Annotated in this window: 18 protein-coding genes; 11 read left to right on the top strand and 7 right to left on the bottom strand. The window is 62.8% G+C overall.

Going from position 1 to position 20961, the window contains the following annotated elements; genetic code table 11:
* Positions 1-4: 4 nt before the first annotated feature.
* The 4 genes from M5C56_RS12730 to M5C56_RS12715 form a co-directional block, all read right to left on the bottom strand.
* On the bottom strand, positions 5-637 hold the full coding sequence (locus tag M5C56_RS12730; RefSeq protein WP_103495835.1) for a pseudouridine synthase: 633 nt from the start codon (positions 635-637) through the stop codon (positions 5-7).
* A 235-nt stretch (positions 638-872) separates the two neighbouring features.
* Positions 873-2345 carry an AMP nucleosidase gene (gene amn / locus M5C56_RS12725; protein ID WP_152741749.1) on the bottom strand — a complete coding sequence of 491 codons (1473 nt, stop codon included), beginning with the start codon at positions 2343-2345 and terminating at the stop codon, positions 873-875.
* 83 nt (positions 2346-2428) lie between these two features.
* Complete coding sequence (locus M5C56_RS12720; protein ID WP_103495834.1) at positions 2429-4078, bottom strand: acyl-CoA dehydrogenase family protein; 1650 nt, start codon at positions 4076-4078, stop codon at positions 2429-2431.
* Positions 4079-4168: 90 nt separating this feature from the next.
* The gene (locus M5C56_RS12715) at positions 4169-6553 is read right to left on the bottom strand and encodes a hybrid sensor histidine kinase/response regulator (protein ID WP_103495833.1); all 2385 of its coding nucleotides are present in this window, start codon (positions 6551-6553) and stop codon (positions 4169-4171) included.
* A 286-nt stretch (positions 6554-6839) separates the two neighbouring features.
* Between M5C56_RS12715 and M5C56_RS12710 the strand changes: the two genes are divergently transcribed.
* The 4 genes from M5C56_RS12710 to M5C56_RS12695 all read left to right on the top strand — a co-directional run bounded on the left by M5C56_RS12710 (position 6840) and on the right by M5C56_RS12695 (position 10371).
* Positions 6840-7637 (top strand): hydroxymethylpyrimidine/phosphomethylpyrimidine kinase, encoded by a 798-nt coding sequence (locus tag M5C56_RS12710; RefSeq protein WP_103495832.1) that lies wholly within the window; start codon positions 6840-6842, stop codon positions 7635-7637.
* A 35-nt stretch (positions 7638-7672) separates the two neighbouring features.
* Positions 7673-8296 carry a thiamine phosphate synthase gene (gene thiE, locus M5C56_RS12705; protein ID WP_103495831.1) on the top strand — a complete coding sequence of 208 codons (624 nt, stop codon included), beginning with the start codon at positions 7673-7675 and terminating at the stop codon, positions 8294-8296.
* Positions 8297-8313: 17 nt separating this feature from the next.
* Positions 8314-9597: a glutamate-1-semialdehyde 2,1-aminomutase gene (hemL, locus tag M5C56_RS12700; RefSeq protein WP_103495830.1), complete on the top strand. Its 1284-nt coding sequence runs from the start codon at positions 8314-8316 to the stop codon at positions 9595-9597.
* A gap of 225 nt (positions 9598-9822) precedes the next feature.
* Complete coding sequence (locus M5C56_RS12695) at positions 9823-10371, top strand: SEL1-like repeat protein (RefSeq protein WP_103495829.1); 549 nt, start codon at positions 9823-9825, stop codon at positions 10369-10371.
* 3 nt (positions 10372-10374) lie between these two features.
* Here the strand turns inward: M5C56_RS12695 and M5C56_RS12690 are convergent, their stop codons facing one another.
* The gene (locus tag M5C56_RS12690; protein WP_103495828.1) at positions 10375-10701 is read right to left on the bottom strand and encodes a DUF1820 family protein; all 327 of its coding nucleotides are present in this window, start codon (positions 10699-10701) and stop codon (positions 10375-10377) included.
* Between the two features lie 133 nt (positions 10702-10834).
* On the opposite strand from M5C56_RS12690, the gene miaB reads away from it, so the two are divergent.
* The 5 genes from miaB (at position 10835) to lnt (ending at position 16095) form a co-directional block, all read left to right on the top strand.
* On the top strand, positions 10835-12163 hold the full coding sequence (gene miaB / locus M5C56_RS12685) for a tRNA (N6-isopentenyl adenosine(37)-C2)-methylthiotransferase MiaB (protein WP_103495827.1): 1329 nt from the start codon (positions 10835-10837) through the stop codon (positions 12161-12163).
* Positions 12164-12236: 73 nt separating this feature from the next.
* On the top strand, positions 12237-13238 hold the full coding sequence (locus tag M5C56_RS12680; RefSeq protein WP_103495826.1) for a PhoH family protein: 1002 nt from the start codon (positions 12237-12239) through the stop codon (positions 13236-13238).
* Entirely contained in the window at positions 13231-13689 is a 459-nt protein-coding gene (gene ybeY, locus M5C56_RS12675; RefSeq protein WP_103495825.1) for an rRNA maturation RNase YbeY, read from the top strand. Before M5C56_RS12680 ends, ybeY begins: the two co-directional genes overlap by 8 nt.
* A gap of 34 nt (positions 13690-13723) precedes the next feature.
* Entirely contained in the window at positions 13724-14563 is an 840-nt protein-coding gene (locus tag M5C56_RS12670) for an HlyC/CorC family transporter (RefSeq protein ID WP_103495824.1), read from the top strand.
* An 8-nt stretch (positions 14564-14571) separates the two neighbouring features.
* Positions 14572-16095 carry an apolipoprotein N-acyltransferase gene (lnt, locus tag M5C56_RS12665; RefSeq protein ID WP_103495823.1) on the top strand — a complete coding sequence of 508 codons (1524 nt, stop codon included), beginning with the start codon at positions 14572-14574 and terminating at the stop codon, positions 16093-16095.
* Between the two features lie 126 nt (positions 16096-16221).
* On the opposite strand, the gene M5C56_RS12660 is transcribed toward lnt, so the two are convergent.
* Together M5C56_RS12660 and M5C56_RS12655 are read right to left on the bottom strand one after the other, a co-directional pair.
* The gene (locus M5C56_RS12660; RefSeq protein WP_103495822.1) at positions 16222-16983 is read right to left on the bottom strand and encodes a YdcF family protein; all 762 of its coding nucleotides are present in this window, start codon (positions 16981-16983) and stop codon (positions 16222-16224) included.
* A gap of 121 nt (positions 16984-17104) precedes the next feature.
* Positions 17105-17422: a hypothetical protein gene (locus tag M5C56_RS12655; RefSeq protein ID WP_103495821.1), complete on the bottom strand. Its 318-nt coding sequence runs from the start codon at positions 17420-17422 to the stop codon at positions 17105-17107.
* A gap of 223 nt (positions 17423-17645) precedes the next feature.
* Between M5C56_RS12655 and leuS the strand changes: the two genes are divergently transcribed.
* Both leuS and lptE read left to right on the top strand, forming a co-directional pair.
* Positions 17646-20252, top strand: a complete 2607-nt coding sequence (leuS, locus tag M5C56_RS12650) for a leucine--tRNA ligase (RefSeq protein ID WP_103495820.1) — start codon at positions 17646-17648, stop codon at positions 20250-20252.
* An 88-nt stretch (positions 20253-20340) separates the two neighbouring features.
* Positions 20341-20946: an LPS assembly lipoprotein LptE gene (gene lptE / locus M5C56_RS12645; protein ID WP_103495865.1), complete on the top strand. Its 606-nt coding sequence runs from the start codon at positions 20341-20343 to the stop codon at positions 20944-20946.
* The last annotated feature ends 15 nt before the right edge of the window (positions 20947-20961 follow it).

Genomic DNA, 20961 nt, shown 5'->3' with positions numbered 1-20961 from the left:
CAAGCTACAGACGCGCCGGCACTTCTCGCCACTGGCCTTGATCCAGGCCGTCCAGGGTCCAGTCGCCGATACGCACCCGCACCAGGCGCAAGGTCGGCAAGCCCACCGCCGCCGTCATGCGTCGAACCTGACGGTTACGTCCCTCGCGAATGATCAACTCCAACCAAGCCGTGGGAATGCTCTGACGAAACCGCACCGGCGGGTTGCGCGGCCAGAGAGTGGGCTCGTCGATCTGCCGCGCCTGGGCCGGCAAGGTCATGCCATCGTTCAATTCCACGCCCTTGTGCAACTGCTCGATCTGCTCGGCGCTCGGCACACCCTCGACCTGTACCCAATAGGTTTTCGCCAGTTTGTGCCTGGGGTCGGCAATGCGTGCCTGGAGCTGACCGTCGTTGGTCAGCAACAGCAGGCCCTCGCTGTCGCGGTCGAGCCGGCCGGCGGGATAGACGCCCGCCACGTCGATAAAATCCTTGAGGGTCGCGCGCCCTTCGCCATCGCTGAACTGCGTCAACACATCGAAGGGTTTGTTGAACAGGATCAGCTTGGGTTCGGCCGGCGGGGCCTTGGCGACCCGACGCGGCGCGACAGGCGTTTTCGCGGCCGAATGGCGCACGACGGGACGGGGTGGACGAGACATGGCAAAGAGGACATCTGAGGATCAGGAGCCGCCATGCTAGGGCGTGCCGATCATTATTTCCAGACGTGCGTCCATTGACCCGTTGATGATGACATTCTCAAGGCCGCCAAAAGCTTCGCGGGCAAGCCCTGCTCCTACAGTTCTATGGCGATCACAGGTTTTGTGTACGACCCGGAACTGTAGGAGCAGGGCTTGCCCGCGAATAGGCCCTCAAGACCGCTGAAAATCAGCGACCTTAACGAAACGGCGGCTCATCAAAGCTGCGCAGCTTGCGCGAATGCAGCGAATGCAGCTCGGTGCGCAGCAGGTCCACCGCCGCAATACCGATCTTCAAATGCTGGCTGACCGCACGTTCATAGAAGGCGTTCGCCGAACCCGGCAGCTTGATCTCACTGTGCAGCGGTTTGTCCGACACACAAAGCAAGGTGCCATACGGTACCCGCAGACGATAACCCTGGGCGGCGATGGTGCCGCTTTCCATGTCCACGGCCACGGCTCGGGACAGGTTGATCAACGGCCGCTCCTGGGCCCAGCGCAGCTCCCAGTTACGGTCGTCGTAGGTCAGTACGGTGCCGGTGCGCAGACGCTTCTTCAAATCGTCGCCACGTTCGCCGGTGACGTTCGCCGCCGCCTGTTGCAAAGCCATCTGCACTTCAGCCAGGGCCGGGATCGGGATATTCGGCGGCACTACCCGGTCGAGAATCCCATCGCGGCGCATATAAGCGTGGGCCAGCACATAGTCGCCAATGGTCTGGGATTGGCGCAGGCCGCCGCAGTGACCGATCATCAGCCAGCAGTGCGGACGCAGCACCGCCAGGTGGTCGGTGATGTTCTTCGCGTTGGAGGGGCCGACGCCGATATTCACCAGGGTCACGCCATGGCCATCGGCGGCCTGCAGGTGGTAAGCCGGCATCTGGTAGCGGTGCCAGACCACCCCGGCGGCCACGGCCTGGGCCTCGCCGTATTCCATGCTCTGGTCGATGATCACGTTGCCCGGCAACACCATGCGCACGAAACGCGGATCATCACGCAGCTGTTGCAGGCCATGGAGGATGAACTGGTCGACATAGCGGTGGTAGTTGGTCAGCAGGATCCACGGCTGCACATGGCGCCAGTCACTGCCGGTGTAATGCACCAGGCGGCGCAGGGAGAAGTCCACCCGGGCGGCGTCGAACAGGGCCAAGGGCAAGGGCGAAGTGTTTTCCCAGTCGTGCAGGCCATCGGCGATGTCATCGGTGGCGGCCGACAGGTCGGTGCTCGGGAATACCCGCGCCAGGGCCGAGGCGGTGACGCCGGAGCCGGCCAGTTCATCGCCCTGCTCGACCACGTAGGGATAAGGGATGTTCTGTTCGCTGACGCCCACTTCCACCGTGACGGTGAAATCGCGCATCAGCGGTACCAGTTGTTCCAGCAGGTATTTGCGGAATGCCGCCGGGTGAGTGACGGTAACGCTGTAGGTGCCCGGCAACTGGACCTTGGCGTAGGCCCGGGTGGTGGCGGGGACTTCACCCTGGTAGGTGTAGGTCAGGCGCAATTCGGGGTAGCGGAATACGGCACGCTGTTCGGCGTCGGGTTCGACGCGGTCCTTGAGGTAACGCTTGAGGGCCTGGCTCAGGGCGCTGGTGGCACGCTCGTGGAGTTCGGCCAGACGGTCCACGGCTTCTTCGGGGGATTGCACGACAATAAAAGCTTCGGTCACGGAGAGCATCCTGTCTTCTGATGTTGCAGACCTTCATCTTGCCTGCAACATCGTCGGACGGGAACAGTGGCTTATCGTTCAATGCCAAGCCATCAAAAACCCTGCGGCGTCGAACGAGCGACAATAGCCTCGACATTCACTCCACGGGGCAAGGTGCCGTAGACCCGTCCCCTACCCTCTAGCCGACTGGCGATAAAGCCGTCGCTGACCTCCGCATTGCCCGCCTCCAGCAGCAACTTGGCCTGCAACGCCAGGGCGATGTCTTCGGTCAGTTGCCGGGCGCGGTACTGGATATCGTGGGTGTCGGTAAACGCCAGCTTCAAATGTTCGATATGCCGGGCCAGGCGCTTGTCGCCATGGCCGTCGCCCAATTCGCTGAACAGCACTTCCAGCACGCCCGGCTCCTTGGACAACGAACGCAACACATCCAGGCACTGTACGTTCCCCGAACCTTCCCAGGTCGAGTTGACCGGTGCTTCGCGGTACAGCCGCGGCAGGATGCTGTCTTCCACATACCCGGCGCCGCCCATGCATTCGGCGGCCTCGTTGATCATCGCCGGGGCACGCTTGCAGATCCAGTATTTGCCCACCGCCGTCACCAGCCGGGCGAACTTCGCCTCATGCTCATCCCCCAGATGATCCAGCGCCCGGCCCATGCGCAGGCTCAAGGCCAGCGCCGCCTCGCTCTCCAGCGCCAGGTCGGCGAGCACGTTCTGCATCAGCGGCTGCTCGCTGAGCACGCGACCACCGACCAACCGATGGGCACAATGATGGCTGGCCTGGGTCAGCGCCTGGCGCATCAAGGCACTGGAGCCGACCATGCAATCGAAACGGGTCATCGCCACCATCTCGATAATGGTCGGTACGCCGCGCCCTTCCTCGCCGATCATCCAGGCTAAAGCACCACGGAACTCCACTTCGCTCGACGCGTTGGAACAATTGCCCAGCTTGTTTTTCAAGCGCTGGATATAGAACTGGTTGCGGCTGTCATCCGGGCGATGGCGCGGCAGCAGGAAACAGGTCAGGCCCTTATCGGTCTGGGCCAGGGTCAGGAAAGCGTCGCACATCGGCGCCGAGCAGAACCATTTGTGCCCGACCAGTTCGTAAGGCTGCCCCGGGCCGCCCGCGCCGACGGGATAGGCCCGGGTGGTGTTGGCCCGCACATCGGTACCGCCCTGCTTCTCGGTCATGGCCATGCCGATGGTTGCCCCGGTCTTGTGGGCGATGCCGATATTGCGTGGGTCGTATTGGGTACTGAGAATGCTCGGCAGCCATTGCCCGGCGATATCCGCTTGCAGACGCAAGGCCGGCACGCAGGCGAAGGTCATGGTCAACGGGCAACCGGTGCCGGCCTCGGCCTGGCTGTGCAGGTAGGTCATGGCGGCGCGGGCGACATGGGCGCCGTCCTGCGGATCGGTCCAGGGCAACGACGGCAGGCCGTGTTCGACGGCGGTGCGCATCAGCTCGTGATAAGCCGGATGGAACTCCACCAGGTCCTGGCGATGGCCGTAACGGTCATGGCTGACGAACACCGGTTTGTTCTGGTTGGCGAGAAACCCCGCCTCCATCAGCGGCCCGCCGGCCAGGGCGCCATAAACGTCGATCCGCGATTCGGCCCAACCGGCGCCGAAACGCCGCGCCCACTCTTGCAGCGGCAGGTCGATGCGATAGAGGTTGGTCCCGTCCAGCGACGGCGGCTGGTTGGTGACCTCGTGGGTTTCGGCGTATTGATGGAGGTTCATGTCGGGCTCCTTTGAGAAATGGCTTCGCAGAGAAAGGCCAGGGAACCCAGTGAATCACGCGTACCGTCGCGAAAAAAGTGACATAAGCGCCTAAGTACCGGCGCTTTCACCCTGTACAGGCGTCAATAGACGACGGGCCAGCAGGCTCTTCAACTCCTCGAAACGCACCGGCTTGGACAAGGTGTCCGTGACGCCCGCCGCCAGGCACCGCTCGCGTTCGCTGGCCTCGGTCGAGCTGACCAGGGCCAGGATCAGCAGGTCGGCGCCGCCGGGCATCGCCCGCAACTGTCGACAGAGCAATACCTCGTCCGCCGGCTGCGCCGGGCAATCGAGCAACAGCCCATCCACGGCCTGCCCATGCAGGACATCGAGCGCGGCCCGGGCGTCGACCGCGGTGAACACCCGATACCCCAGCTTGAGCAACATGCCGCGCACCACCAGTTGGCTGACGGTGTTGTCATCCACCAGCAACAGGGTGCAGTCGTAGGGATAACGCGCCACCGACAGCGCCGAGGGCCGCAGCGCCCGCGGGATCAGCGCCTCGACCTCGACATCAAGCTGGAAACGGCTGCCCATCCCCGGCTCCGACTGATGGGTGAGATGACCGCCGAGCAGATCTATCAATTGCCGACAGATCGCCAGGCCAATCCCCAGGCCGCCATATTCACGGGTCATCGAGCCATCCAGCTGGAAGAACCGTTGATAGAGCGTGGCTTCATCCAGGTCGATAAAACCGATACCGCTGTCGATGACCGCAAACGACAGGGCCCATTGCTGCTCCGCGACCTGCCGACCGCGCACCCGCAACACCAACCCGCCTTCACGGGTGAACTTGATGGCGTTGTCCACCAGGCATTCCAGGCACTGCAGGATTTTCTGCGCGTCGCCATGGAGACTGTCCGGCACGTTGTCGTCCACCTCAATGGCGAAATGCAGCCCCTTGCCCTGGACGCGACCGGCAAACTGCTCCTGCAAACCATCCAGCAGGCGCCGCAGGCCGAACGACTGCGTCGTGACCTTGAGCCGGCCGGCCTGCAACTCGGTCAGGGTCAGGATGCCATTGACCATGCGCATCATGTCCCGTGCGGAACCGGCCGCCGTCTGCTGGTATTGCGCCAGTTCCGAGTCCAGTTCCAGGGTCTGCATCAGTTCCAGGGAGCCGATCACACCATTCATCGGCGTGCGTAGTTCATGGGTGACGGTGGCGAGGAATTCATCCTTGAGCCGGTTACTGTTGGCCAGTTCACGGTTCAGCACTTCCAGCTTCTGCCCGGACTCGAGCAAGGTCTGCGCCTGCTGCTCGCGCATGGTATTGATCCGGTCGGCCAGGGCCAGGGACAACAGCCCGACCTCCAGGGCCGAGCCGATCTGGCTGGCGTACATGGTCAGGAACACGTTCGGCAGGTAGCCCAGCACCATCAGGGTATTGACCAGGCCGCCGAGCAGGAACGCCGACCAGGCGATAATGAAGTAGCGCGCCACCCGCAAGCCGCAATACCAGGCACTGATCCCGGCAACGAAAATAGTCACGGTGAACGCCAGGGCGAGGACGGTCGCCAGGCGCAGGGCCAGGGCATAACCGGTCAACAGCGACATCGCCGTGACCACCGCGCTATAGGCCATCAACAGCAGCAACAGCCGGTCCAGCCAGCGACTGTGGGCACCCGTGTGCAGGAAGCTGCGGGTGAACTGACAACCGAAGAAACCCGCCAGGCCGATAAAGAAAGGCGTCGATGCGTTGGCCCACCAGGGGTTGTTCGGCCAGAAATACTGCGCCGCGGCACCATTGACCGACAGTTGGTAGAAGCCGAACGAGGCGATGTAGAAAATGTAGTAGAGGTAGCTGGTGTCGCGCACGCTGAGGTAGATGAACAGGTTGTAGACCAGCATCCCCAGCAGCACACCATAGATCAGCCCCAGGACATACAAACGCACCGGTTCGTCTTCGAGGTAGGCCTGCATCGACCAGAGGGTCAGTGGCGCCTGCATCGAGCCTTCGGTTTGCAGCCGCAGGTAGACGGTCTTGCTTTCGTTGGGAGCGAACGCCAGCTCGAACAGGTAGTTGTTCTGCTTGATCGGCCGGCTGGCGAACGGTAATTCATTACCGGTGCGCTGGGCCAGGCGATAGCTGCCCTTGGCGTCAGGCACATAGAGTTCGATGTGTTTCATCGGCGGATAGGCCAACTCCAGCAACCAGATGCGCCGGGCGCTGGGATCCTTGGGGAGGTAGGTCAGGTCGACCTTGAGCCAGAACGCCGAGAGCGTATAGCCGGCATTCAGCGAGGCCTTGTTGTGCGCATGAAACTGTGGGGCCATGGCGGGCGAGGCGATCTGCGCGATATCGGCCTGGCCGCTCGCGTCTTCGAACACCTGCATGACCCGGCCCAGAGGCAGGCTCTGGGTGGACTCATCAAACTCGACCGCGCTCGCCGACAGCGGCAGCCAGCTCAACAAAATCAGCAGCAAATAGCGCATACAGCCCCAGCATGGCCAATCAAGTCGCGTCAGGAGCCCCCCTTCCCTTTGAGACGACGTGAAACTTCATGACCTGTTATTCGTTTGGATCCACTCTAGCATAGCCACTAATGGCTAAAACACACCATTGAAACATTTTATCCAAAGGCTCTAGAACGGGCGTCCCAGCACAAAACCTGGCTGTATGACGAAGGGTTATCGGCCGCCCTGAAAAAACCTTCAGGGGACAAATTCAACGCCGGGCGGACGATCCCGAAAAAAGCGTTTGGTGGTAAGCTCGCGCTCCATGAATACCTACAGCTCCCGTCCCGTTGTCCTCTGTCTCTCCGGCCACGATCCCAGTGGCGGTGCCGGCCTCCAGGCAGATATAGAAGCCCTGCTCGCCCAGGGTTGCCATGCCGCTCCCGCGGTCACCGCGCTGACCGTGCAAGACACGGTCAATGTCAGTGACTTCCGCGTGCTCGATCGTGAGTGGGTGTTGGCCCAGGCCAATGCCGTACTCAACGACTCGACCGTGGCGGCCGTCAAGCTGGGCATGCTCGGCTCCCTGGAAATGGTCGACACCGTGGTCGAACTGCTCCTGGCGCACCCGCACCTGCCGCTGGTCTGCGACCCGGTGCTGCGCGCCGGCGGCGGCGGCCGCCTGGGCAAGGACGAAGTCGGCTATGCCATGCGCGAACGCCTGCTGCCCTTGGCGACCATTGCCACCCCCAACCTCCCGGAAGCCCGCATCCTCGCCGAATTGCCCGAGGGCAGCGCCGACGAATGCGCGGAAAAACTCCTGCCGTTCTGCCAACACCTGCTGATCACCGGCGGACATGGCGATGAAGACGAAATCCACAACCGCCTGTATAGCCGCGACGGCACCCGCCAGACCTTCAAGTGCCAACGCCTGCCCGGCAGCTACCATGGCTCCGGCTGCACCCTGGCGAGCACCCTGGCCGGACGCCTGGCCCTGGGCGAAGGCCTGGTCAGCGCCGTACAGACCGCGCTGAACTACACCTGGCGGACCTTGCGTGATGCCGAGCAACTGGGCAAAGGCCAGTTCGTGCCCCGACGCCTGCCCCTGGATTTCTGCTCGTAACTTTCAGCGCTACCCAACACCCCGAGGCTGACCCGATGAAACTACGCGGCCTGTATGCCATCACCGATAGCCAGTTGCTGGCCGGCAAGTTCCTGTCTTACGTCGAGGCGGCGCTGGAGGGCGGCGTGACCTTGCTGCAATACCGCGACAAAAGCACCGATGAGGCCCGCCGCCTGCGGGAGGCCGAGGCCCTGCGGGTGCTCTGCGAACGCTACAAGACCCGCCTGATCATCAACGACGACGCCGAACTGGCGGCGCGGCTGGGGGTCGGCGTGCACCTGGGGCAGACCGACGGCCCGCTGACGCCGGCCCGCGCGCTGCTCGGCAGCCGGGCCATTATCGGCTCCACCTGCCACGCGCAGCTTGAGCTCGCCGAACAGGCGGCCCGGGAAGGCGCCAGCTATGTCGCTTTCGGGCGCTTCTTCAATTCCACGACCAAGCCCGGTGCACCGGCCGCCGACGTCGCGCTGCTGGAGCGCGCCCGCCCGCGGCTGCAACTGCCGATCGCGGTGATCGGCGGCATCACCCTGGACAACGCCGCCCCGCTGGTGGCCCACGGCGCCGACCTGCTGGCGGTGATCCATGGCCTGTTCGGTGCCGACAGCACCCGGGAAGTGACCCGCCGCGCCCAAGCCTTCAATGCCCTCTTCACTTCATGACTCCTGAGAGCCTGCCCATGTCTCGTTCCGAAACCCTGTTTGCCAGTGCCCAGAAACACATCCCCGGCGGCGTCAACTCGCCGGTTCGCGCGTTCAAGAGCGTTGGCGGCACCCCGCTGTTCTTCAAGCACGCCGAAGGCGCTTATGTCACCGACGAAGACGACAAGCGTTATGTCGACTACGTCGGTTCCTGGGGCCCGATGATCCTCGGCCACAGCCACCCGGACGTGCTCGATGCCGTGCGCAAGCAGCTGGAACACGGCTTGTCCTACGGCGCGCCGACCGCCATGGAAACCGAGATGGCCGACCTGGTCTGCGCGATCGTGCCGTCGATGGAAATGGTCCGCATGGTCAGCTCCGGCACCGAGGCGACCATGAGCGCCATCCGCCTGGCCCGTGGTTTCACCGGCCGTGACAGCATCATCAAGTTCGAAGGCTGCTACCACGGCCACTCCGACAGCCTGCTGGTCAAGGCCGGCTCCGGCGCCCTGACCCAGGGCGTGCCGAGCTCGGCCGGTGTACCAGCGGACTTCGCCAAACACACCCTGACCCTGCCATTCAACGACATCAATGCCGTCGAGAAGATGCTCGGCGAAGTCGGCCAGCAAGTCGCCTGCATCATCGTCGAGCCCGTGGCCGGCAACATGAACTGCGTGCCGCCGGCGCCAGGTTTCCTCGAAGGCCTGCGGACCCTGTGCGACCAGCACGGCGTGGTGCTGATTTTCGACGAAGTGATGACCGGTTTCCGCGTTGCCCTCGGCGGCGCCCAGGCCCATTACGGCGTCAAGCCGGACCTGAGCACCTTCGGCAAGATCATCGGCGGCGGCATGCCGGTGGGCTGCTTCGGCGGCAAGCGCGAAATCATGTCCTGCATCGCCCCGCTGGGCCCGGTCTACCAGGCCGGGACCTTGTCGGGTAACCCGCTGGCCATGGCCGCCGGCCTGACCACCCTGCGCCTGATCAGCCGCCCGGGCTTCCACGCCGAACTGAGCGACTACACCAGCCGCCTGCTCCAGGGCCTGCAGGAACGCGCCGACGCGGCCGGCATCCCGTTCGTGACCACCCAGGCCGGCGGCATGTTCGGCTTGTACTTCAGCGGTGCCGACGACATCGTCACCTTCGACGACGTGATGTCCAGCGACGCCGAGCGCTTCAAGCGTTTCTTCCACCTGATGCTCGACGGCGGCGTGTACCTGGCGCCCAGTGCCTTCGAAGCCGGCTTCACCTCCATCGCCCATGGCGAAACCGAATTGAAGCTGACGTTGGATGCGGCCGAAAAGGCTTTTGCCGCACTGAAGTAACCGATGTCCCCGACGTCGGTTTCAGCCGACGTCGGTTTTCCCGCCTAAACTTCCCCTGCTTCCTACCGTCCTCTGTGCAGATACTTGCAAAACAAGGCCATATAGCGCCCGTGCAGCAGAAAAACGAGTAAAGACTTTGTAAGGTGGCCCCCGCTTATTTCATAATGCGCGCCATAGTCATCCCCTGGCCGGGTCCGCCCGCCCTTCAGAGGTACGTCGATTCCCATGAACCGCACCGGCCGCGCCCTTGCCTTGGGCTGCCTGTTGCTCCTTCAGCCGCTGCTGGCCTATGCAGGCGGTAACTCGTTGTTGATCCCGGCGATGGGCCGTTGCACCCTCAACTCCCAGCCACAGGACCTCGCCGAGGCCCTGGCCGCCTGCGAAGAAGCGGCAAAGGGCGGCGATGCCCAGGCACAATACGAGTTGGGCGCGTTCTATCACGACGAGAAAAACCCGCAACACGACCTCAACAAGGCCCTGAGTCATTTCGAACAGGCGTCCCTGCAAGGTCACGCCCAGGCGCAATACCAGCTCGGCATCATGTTCTACAAGGGTGAGGGTGTGCCGGCCAACAACGTCCAGGCCTATATCGTGCTGAAGATGGCGGCGGTCAACGGCGCAGAGGATGCGCTGGACACGGCGGATGAGGTCGCGGCGCAGATGCCCCGTGACCAGTTGGAGATGGCAACCCAGGTGCTGGGGCAGATTTTCCGCAAGTACCTGCTGGAATTGCAGACGGCTGACGGCCGTACACCGTTCTCGCCGCTGCCCTGAGCCTTATTTGTCGGGCATCGGCATCGGGAATGGCATCACGTTGCTCATTCCCCTCGCCTCGCTGATCTTCGGCGTACCCAGGCGCTCGACCTCGTCGATGCGCACGATCGAATGCATCGGCACGAAACTGCGCACCACGCCTTCGAACTGGGCCTTGAGCTTTTCCTCGCCGGGATCGACCACCAGTTGCGTGCGCTCGCCAAAGACAAACTCTTCGACTTCCAGGAAGCCCCACAGATCGCTCTGATAGATCTGCTTGGCGTACATTTCGAACACCTGGCCCTGGTTGAGGAAAATCACCTTGTAGATGGGGGCTTCACGTTTGGTCATGGTGGGCGGGCAACACATCGGGGGATAAAAAAGAGGGCGCGAACTATAGCATAGCCGCCGAACGCACAGCGCTAGGAAGCAAGCGCGATGACCACTATAATGCGCGGTTCTTTGAACCACCTGATGAAACTCCATGGCCAAGAAGCTTTACATCGAAACCCACGGTTGCCAGATGAACGAGTACGACAGCTCGCGCATGGTCGATCTGCTGGGCGAACACCAGGCCCTGGAAGTCACCGCCCGCGCCGAAGACGCGGACGTCATCCTGCTCAACACCTGCTCGATCCGCGAGCGCGCCCAGGACCGGGTCTATTCACAGCTGGGCCGCTGGCGCGAACTGAAACTGGCGAACCCGGAGATGGTGATCGCCGTCGGTGGTTGCGTCGCCAGCCAGGAAGGCGCCGCCATTCGCGACCGCGCGCCCTATGTCGATGTGGTCTTCGGCCCCCAGACCCTGCACCGTCTGCCGGAAATGATCGACGCCGCGCGCCTGACCAGGCTGCCGCAGGTGGACGTGTCGTTCCCGGAAATCGAAAAGTTCGACCACCTGCCCGAACCGCGCATCGACGGCCCGAGCGCCTATGTCTCGGTGATGGAAGGCTGCAGCAAGTACTGCACCTTCTGCGTGGTGCCCTACACCCGTGGCGAAGAAGTCAGCCGGCCGTTCGACGACGTGATCGCCGAGATCATCCACCTGGCCGAGCACGGCGTGCGCGAAGTGACCCTGCTGGGACAGAACGTCAACGGCTATCGCGGCACCACCCATGACGGCCGCCTGGCGGACCTGGCGGAGCTGATCCGCGTGGTCGCCGCCGTCGACGGTATCGAGCGGATCCGCTACACCACCTCGCACCCGCTGGAGTTCTCCGACAGCCTGATCCAGGCCCACGCCGAGGTTCCGCAGTTGGTCAAGCACCTGCACCTGCCGGTGCAGTCGGGCTCGGACCGGATTCTTTCGGCGATGAAACGCAACCACACGGCGCTGGAATACAAGTCCAAGCTGCGCAAATTGCGCGCCGCCGTGCCGGGCATCTGCATCAGCTCGGACTTTATCGTCGGCTTCCCCGGCGAAACCGAGAAAGACTTCCAGCAAACCATGAAACTGATCGAAGACGTCGGTTTCGACTTCTCCTATTCGTTCGTCTACAGCCAGCGCCCCGGTACGCCTGCGGCGGATTTGCCGGACGAAACCTCGGAAGCGGTGAAGAAAGAGCGCCTCAACGCCCTGCAACATCGCCTGAACCAGCAGGGATTCGAGATCAGCCGACAAATGGTCGGTACGATCCAGCGCATCCTGGTGACCGATTATTCGAAGAAAGACCCCGGAGAATTGCAGGGCCGCACCGAGAATAACCGTATCGTCAACTTCCGCTGCGACAATCCCCAGCAGATCGGGCAGTTTATCGACGTGCACATCGATGCGGCACAACCCCATTCACTGCGCGGCTCGATGCTGCAATGAGAGCTTTCACCCCCGGGCTGCTAGCGTTATCCTTGATTTCATCTCAATTGCCGTCGGGCGGCTAAAAACGACCTTGAACGCACCCATCGAACCTCATCGTTTCATCCTCGAGCCTTTCGAGGCTCGCCGCTTCGCCAATCTGTGCGGGCAGTTCGACGAGCATTTGCGCTTGATCGAACAACGCCTGGCCATCGAGATCCGCAATCGCGGCAATCAGTTCGAACTGATCGGCGAACCCAAGCTCACCTCCTCCGCGGAAAACCTGCTGCGCCGCCTGTACCGGGAAACCAAGGGTACCGAGCTGTCGCCGGACATGGTCCACCTGTTCCTGCAGGAATCGGGCGACGAAGACCTGCGCAACAACCCGGTGGCCGAAGCCAGCGTGGCCCTGCGCACCAAGAAAGGCATGATTCGCCCCCGCGGCCTGAATCAGCAGCTCTACGTGAAGGAAATCCTCGGCAACGACATCAACTTCGGCATAGGCCCGGCCGGTACCGGCAAGACCTACCTGGCCGTGGCCTGCGCCGTGGATGCCCTGGAGCGCGAGCAGATACGCCGCATCCTGCTGGTGCGCCCGGCGGTCGAAGCCGGTGAAAAACTCGGCTTCCTGCCCGGCGACCTGGCCCAGAAGATCGACCCGTACCTGCGCCCGCTCTACGACGCCCTGTATGAAATGCTCGGCTTCGAATACGTGGCCAAGCTGATCGAACGCCAGGTCATCGAGGTCGCGCCGCTGGCCTACATGCGCGGCCGGACCCTGAACAACAGCTTTATCATCCTCGACGAAAGCCAGAACACCACCGTCGAACAGATGAAAATGTTCCTGACCCGTATCGGCTTCGGCTCCACGGCGGTGATCACCGGCGACATCACCCAGGTCGACCTGCCCAAGGGCACGAAATCCGGACTGGCCCACGTGATCAAGGTCCTCAAGGACGTACCGGGCATCAGCTTCACCCATTTCATGCCCAAGGACGTGGTCCGCCACCCGTTGGTGCAGCGGATTGTCGAAGCCTACGAGCGCTTTGAAAACAGTGCCGAAGCAGACACCCCGGGTGCCCGCCGCGATGCTTGAGCTTGATCTGCAACGGGCCTCTGACGCCCCCGCTCCGACCGACGCCGAGTTTCGCCGCTGGTGCGAACTGGCCCTGCGCCAGCGCACGGCCGACTCCGAGCTGACCATCCGCCTGGTGGATGAAGCCGAAGGCCGCGAGCTCAACCACACCTGGCGGCACAAGGACTACGCGACCAACGTGCTGTCCTTCCCCGCCGACGTGCCGGACGAATTGCTGGATATCCCGCTGCTGGGCGACCTGGTGATCTGCATTCCGGTGGTCGCGCGTGAAGCCGGCGAACAAGGCAAGGCACTGGAGGCCCATTGGGCCCATCTGGTCATTCACGGCTGCCTGCATCTATTGGGCTACGACCACATAGATGACGAGGAAGCCGAGGAAATGGAAGCACTGGAACGAACGTTGCTTGCCGAATTGGGTCATCCCGACCCCTATATCGATGATGAACACTGATCACTCCACCACCAAGGGATACGAGTAAATCGCTATGAGCGAAGATCGATCGAGCAACGGGCAGAAGTCCTGGCTGGGTAAACTGACCCAGGCTTTTGCCCATGAGCCGAAAAACCGCCAGGAGCTGCTGGAGCTCCTGCGCGAAGCCCACCAGAACAAATTGCTGGACAGCGAAGCGCTGGCCATCGTCGAAGGCGCCATCCAGGTCGCAGACCTGCAGGTCCGGGACATCATGGTCCCGCGCTCGCAGATGATCAGCATCAAGGCGACCCAGACACCCCGCGAATTCCTCCCGTCGGTCATCAACGCCGCGCACTCACGCTACCCGGTGATCGGCGAAAGCCATGACGATGTCATGGGTGTGTTGCTGGCCAAGGACCTGTTGCCGCTGGTGCTGCAGGAAAACGGCGACGCCTTCAACATCAGGGACCTGCTGCGCCCGGCGACCTTCGTCCCCGAGTCCAAGCGCCTGAACGTGCTGTTGCGCGAGTTCCGCGCCAACCATAATCACATGGCCATCGTCATCGACGAGTACGGTGGTGTGGCGGGCCTGGTGACCATCGAGGACGTGCTGGAACAGATCGTCGGCGATATCGAGGACGAGCACGATGTCGAGGAAGACAGCTACATCAAGCCCCTGCCCAGTGGCGACTTCCTGATCAAGGCGCTGACGCCGATCGAGAACTTCAACGAGTTCTTCGACAGCGAATTCTCCGATGATGAGTTCGACACCGTTGGCGGCCTGGTGATGAGTGCGTTCGGGCACCTGCCCAAGCGTAATGAAATCACCGAAATCGGGGCGTATCGTTTCCGCATCCTGAATGCCGACAGCCGTCGCATCCACCTGATCCGCCTGACCCCCATTAGTCGCTAAGGATTCACATGCTGCGCTTAACCCGCCCCGGCTGGCCCGGTAATCTGCTGGCCGTGGTGGCCGGCGCACTGACCACCCTGGCCCTGGCGCCGTACGATATCTGGCCCTTGGCGTTGCTGGCGGTGGGTGTGTTCTACGCCGGCCTGCGCGAGCTGTCGCCGCGCCAGGCGCTGGGGCGCGGCTGGTGCTTCGGGTTCGGCCTGTTCGGCGCCGGTACCAGCTGGATCTACGTGAGTATCCATACCTACGGCGATGCTTCGGTGTTGCTGGCGGGTTTCCTGATGCTCGCGTTCACAGCGGCCATCGCCTGGTTCTTTGCCCTGCCTGCCTGGCTCTGGGCACGCTGGATACGCCGCAACGAAGCGCCGCTGGCCGATGCCCTGGCCTTCGCCGCCTTGTGGGTGGGCCAGGAAGCCTTTCGCGGCTGGTTCCTGACCGGTTTCCCCTGGCTTTATTCCGGCTACAGCCAGCTCGACGGCCCGCTGGCGGGGCTCGCGCCGCTGGGTGGCATCTGGTTGATCTCCTTTGCCCTGGCCCTGACCGCGGCGCTGCTGTACAACGCCCGCCGACTGCTCCAGGCCGGACGCATGGGCTTTATCGCCGTGGGTGTGGTGCTGCTGCTCGGTCCCTGGGTGGCGGGGATCGCGCTCAAGCATCACGCCTGGACCAGCCCGGCGGGCGAACCGCTGACGGTGGCGGCGGTGCAGGGCAATATCGAGCAGAGCATGAAGTGGGATCCTGCACAGGTCGATGCCCAGTTGGCGCTATACCGCGACCTGAGCTTTCGCTCCAAGCGCGTGGACCTGCTGGTCTGGCCGGAAACCGCCGTGCCGATACTGAAGGAGTCGGCCGAGGGTTACCTGGCGATGATGGGCCGCTTTGCCGCGGACCGGCATTCGGCGCTGATCACCGGCGTACCGATCCGCCAGGTGGTGGACAACGAGAAGCGCTACTACAACGGTATCACCGTGACCGGCGAAGGTGATGGCACCTATCTGAAGCAGAAGCTGGTGCCGTTTGGTGAATATGTGCCGCTGCAGGAGCTGCTGCGTGGGTTGATCGACTTCTTCAACCTGCCGATGTCCGACTTCGCCCGTGGCCCGGCTGACCAGCCGCTGTTGCAGGCCAAGGGTTACCAGATCGCCCCGTTCATCTGCTACGAAGTGGTCTACCCGGAGTTCGCCGCCAGCCTGTCGGCGCGCAGCGACCTGCTGCTGACCATCAGCAACGACACCTGGTTCGGCACCTCGATCGGCCCCTTGCAACATCTGCAAATGGCCCAGATGCGTGCGCTGGAAGCCGGACGCTGGATGATCCGGGCGACCAACAACGGCGTCACCGGCTTGATCAACCCATTTGGCGAGATCACCACGCGCATCCCGCAGTTCGAACAGGGCATCCTGTATGGCGAAGTGGTGCCGATGCACGAGCTGACGCCTTACCTGCAGTGGCGTTCGTGGCCGCTGATCATCCTGTGTGGCTTGCTGTTCGGCTGGGCCTTGCTGGCCAGCCGCATTGCCAAGACGGTCTGAACCCGACCAAACACCGCATAACCTTGTAGGAGCAGGGCTTGCCCGCGAAGGCGGCCTCAAGACCACTGAAAGCTTCGCGGGCAAGCCCTGCTCCTACAGGTTCGGTGTTTTCTTCAATACTGCGATCTAACGGTAGAACAGTCTGTATCCCACCTGCCCCACCGCTTCATTGATCAACTGCCCACTGCGCCAGATCGCCTTGAACTCCGGCATCCAGCCTCCTGCCGGCCTCGCATTGTCCTGCCCGAAAAAGCCCACCGGCGCCGGCACCACGGTAAAGCCGGCCTTTTCAAAGCTCCACATCGCCCGCGACATATGCGCGGCATGGGTCACCACCACCACGCGTTTGATCCCCAGCGGTGCCAGCAGCTCATAACTGAACTGGGCATTTTCCCAGGTCGTGGTGCTGCGCCCTTCCTGCCAGCGCACCGCCACGTCGAAGTCACTCTGCATCGACGCTGCCATCAATGCCGCCTCACTCGGCGGCGTGCCGTAGTGCAAACCGCCACTGGTCAACACCGGCAGCCCCGAAGCCTTGGCCAGGCGTGCCGCATAACGCTGGCGTTCCAGGCCGATGCCAGTCGGCTGATCGTCGCCCCACGCCGGATCACCGCGCTCACGCCCCGACCCCAACACCACAATGGCATCGGCCCGCTGCGCCAGCCCCACCCACTCACTGCGCTCAAGCGGCGGCACCGTCTCCAGCGCCCGCGCGCCCCACTCCACCACCACCGGCAGGCTCATCAACCAGAACCCGCCGAGGCCAAGTGCAAAACACACACCCGCCAGGCGCGGCAGAGCGCGTCGAAACCACCAGGCGCACAACAGCAACAGCAACAGAAGGCCGGGAGGCATGAACAATTGTTTGAGGATGTAACGAACAGGCATCGGGCACCTCCAGAAGATGCCCGAAGCCTAAGTGCATCGGGGTCAATCAACAACCTCTGGAACAATGACTTCAAACCGAAGCCAGGTTAGCGACAGACAACAGCACGCCGCCGGGCGAACCTTACTTGACCCCCGCGGACTTGAACTTCGCCGAACCGGGATTGGGCATTTTGTCTTTCAACCAGATGATCTCGGCCGAACGGGGTGGCTCCTTGCACTCCAAAACGGAAGACAGCACAGGCACATCCTGCCCACTGAGATCCAGGTAGGCCCTGATCAATTCAAACTCGGCATGGCTCAAGCCACGCAACTCCAACTCGGCGGGCCGCTCATCACGCAAGCGCGCTGCCGTGCTGGCTGCGTCCAGGGCATGCCCCAGACGGACGATCAAACGTTCGTACAACTCGGGTTTCATGACATATCGCTGCGACTCCACCATCCGCTCACCTCATTGAAGATAAGAATCACTCCCCCTCTTCCAAGCTTAGCGGTGTCCGGCAAACCAGCCGACCGCCGCGACCAACGGCTTGGGCGGTGCAATCAGGGTTTCCCTCGATAGAGCGGCGTCATGTATGCTACGGCGCTTCCTGTAACTCCACTTCCAGCACCGCCTGACGGATGCGTTGAAGAGGATTAGGCCACCCTTTCCAGTACAAGTAGCCATGCACGAACACTATCAGCCCCGTGAAATCGAAAACGCCGCCCAATCGTTCTGGGATGCGCAAAAGTCCTTTGAAGTCAGTGAACAGCCAGGCAAGGAGACGTACTACTGCCTGTCGATGTTCCCTTACCCCAGCGGCAAGCTACACATGGGGCACGTGCGCAACTACACCATTGGTGACGTGATCGCGCGTTATCAGCGCATGCAAGGCAAGAACGTCCTGCAACCCATGGGTTGGGACGCCTTCGGCATGCCGGCGGAAAACGCCGCGATGAAGAACAATGTCGCACCGGCCAAGTGGACCTACGAAAACATCGCCTACATGAAGACCCAGCTGCGCAGCCTGGGCCTGGCGGTGGACTGGTCCCGCGAAGTGACCACCTGCAAGCCGGATTACTACCGTTGGGAACAATGGCTGTTCACCCGCTTGTTCGAAAAAGGCGTGATCTACCGCAAGAACGGTACCGTCAACTGGGACCCGGTGGACCAGACCGTACTGGCCAACGAGCAAGTGATCGACGGCCGCGGCTGGCGTTCCGGCGCGCTGATCGAAAAGCGCGAAATCCCGATGTACTACTTCAAGATCACCGCCTACGCCGATGAGCTGCTGGAAGGCCTCGACGAACTGCCGGGCTGGCCTGAACAGGTCAAGACCATGCAGCGCAACTGGATCGGCAAGTCCCGTGGCATGGAAGTCCAGTTCCCGTACCACGTCGACTCCATCGGCGAAGCCGGCAGCCTGAAAGTCTTCACCACCCGTCCGGACACCCTGATGGGCGCGACCTACGTCGCCGTGGCCGCCGAGCATCCGCTGGCGAGCCTGGCCGCGCGCAACAACCCCGAGCTGCAGGCGTTCATCGCCGAATGCAAGGGCGGCAGCGTCGCCGAAGCCGACGTCGCCACCCAGGAAAAGAAAGGCCTGCCGACCGGCCTGTTCGTCGAGCACCCGCTGACCGGCGAGCAACTGCCGGTGTGGGTCGCCAACTACGTGCTGATGCACTACGGCGACGGTGCGGTCATGGCCGTACCGGCCCACGACGAGCGTGATTTCGAGTTCGCCCACAAGTACAACCTGCCGATCAAGTCGGTGGTGCGCACCAGCTCGGGCGATACCACCCCGGCACCGTGGCAGGACGCCTACGCCGAACATGGTAGCCTGATCAATTCCGGCACGTTCGACGGCCTGGACTTCGCCGGCGCGTTCGACGCCATGGAAGTCGCGCTGATCAAGAAAAACCTCGGTGCCTCGCGCACCCAGTTCCGCCTGCGCGACTGGGGCATCAGCCGCCAGCGCTACTGGGGCTGCCCGATCCCGATCATCCACTGCGACACCTGCGGTGACGTGCCGGTCCCGGAAGACCAGCTGCCGGTCGTACTGCCGGAAGACGTGGTGCCGGACGGCGCCGGTTCGCCACTGGCGCGCATGCCCGAGTTCTACGAGTGCAGCTGCCCGAAATGCGGCGCACCGGCCAAGCGTGAAACCGACACCATGGACACTTTCGTCGAGTCGTCCTGGTACTACGCCCGCTACGCCTCGCCGCACTACGAGGGTGGCCTGGTCGATCCGAAAGCCGCCGACCACTGGCTGCCGGTGGATCAGTACATCGGCGGTATCGAACACGCGATCCTGCACCTGCTCTACGCGCGCTTCTTCCACAAGTTGATGCGCGACGAAGGCCTGGTCAGTTCCAACGAGCCGTTCAAGAACCTGTTGACCCAGGGCATGGTGGTCGCCGAGACCTACTACCGCCGCGAAGCCAACGGCGGCTACACCTGGTTCAACCCGGCGGACGTCGAACTCGAGCGCGACAGCAAGGCCAAGATCATTGGCGCCAAGCTGATCAGCGATGGCCTGCCGGTGGAAATCGGCGGCACCGAGAAGATGGCCAAGTCGAAAAACAACGGCGTCGATCCACAGTCGATGATCGAGCAGTATGGCGCCGACACCTGCCGCCTGTTCATGATGTTCGCCTCGCCGCCCGACATGAGCCTGGAATGGTCCGACTCAGGCGTGGAAGGCTCGCACCGCTTCCTCAAGCGCGTCTGGCGCCTGGCCCAGGCCCATGTGACCCAGGGCCTGCCGGGCAAGCTGGAACTGGCGACACTGAGCGATGAGCAGAAAGTCATTCGTCGTTCGATCCACCTGGCGATCAAGCAAGCCAGCCAGGATGTCGGCCAGCACCACAAATTCAACACCGCCATCGCCCAGGTGATGACACTGATGAACGTGCTGGAAAAAGCCCCGCAAGGCACCGCGCAGGATCGAGCCCTGGTCCAGGAAGGTCTGGAAACCGTGGCCCTGTTGCTGGCACCGATCACCCCGCACATCAGCCACGAGCTGTGGAACCGCCTGGGGCACGATGGCGCCATCATCGATGCCAGCTGGCCGGTGCTGGATGACAGCGCGCTGGTCCAGGACAGCCTGCAACTGGTGATCCAGGTCAACGGCAAGCTGCGTGGCCAGATCGACATGCCGGCCAGCGCCAGCCGTGAAGAAATCGAAGCAGCGGCGCGGGTCAACGAAAACGTACTGCGCTTCACCGATGGCCTGACGATTCGTAAAGTGATCGTCGTGCCCGGCAAACTGGTCAATATTGTCGCCAGCTGAACAGGATCGGGCGCCTGCTGTTGCGGGCGCCTTGCAAGACTTCCGCGGTCGCACCGTCGACCCACAGGGTTTCAAGGGGAGCAACAAGATGATCAAACGCAATTTGCTGGTAATGGGCCTCGCCGTGTTGCTGAGCGCCTGCGGCTTCCAGCTGCGCGGCACCGGCACCAACCAACTGAGCATCAAGGAACTGTCGGTCAGTGCCCGTAACGCCTATGGCGACACGGTCAAGCAGTTGACCCAGGTCCTCGAGCACAGCGGCGTCAAGGTCTACAGCGGCGCGCCTTACAAGCTGGTCCTGACCGACGAGCAGGAAACCCAGCGTGACGCGACCTACTCGGGCTCCGGCCGCAACGCCGAGTACGAGCTCAATACCGCGCTGTACTATGAAATCCGCGGCGACCACGACCTGCAACTGCTGACCGGCAAGCTGCAAATACAGAAGTACTACGTGCACGACGGCAACAACATCACTGCCGGAGACGCCGAAGCGGGTCAACTGCGCAGGGAAATGCGTCGCGACCTGATTCAACGGATGGTCCTGCGCCTGCAATTGCTGACGCCAGCCCAACTGGACGCCCTGCAACAGACCGCCGACAACAAGGCCAAGGCCGATGCCGACGCCCTGGAAGCCGCGCGCAAGTACGAAGCGTCGCAGCCGCAGCAATCGCCGCTGCAACTGCCTAAGCAATAAGCCTGTCGGGGCGCC

It is taken from the genome of Pseudomonas sp. MWU13-2862, assembly GCF_023242495.1.
GTDB classification, from domain to species: domain Bacteria; phylum Pseudomonadota; class Gammaproteobacteria; order Pseudomonadales; family Pseudomonadaceae; genus Aquipseudomonas; species Aquipseudomonas gingeri_D.
This window is presented reverse-complemented; position numbering and strand designations above follow the sequence as displayed.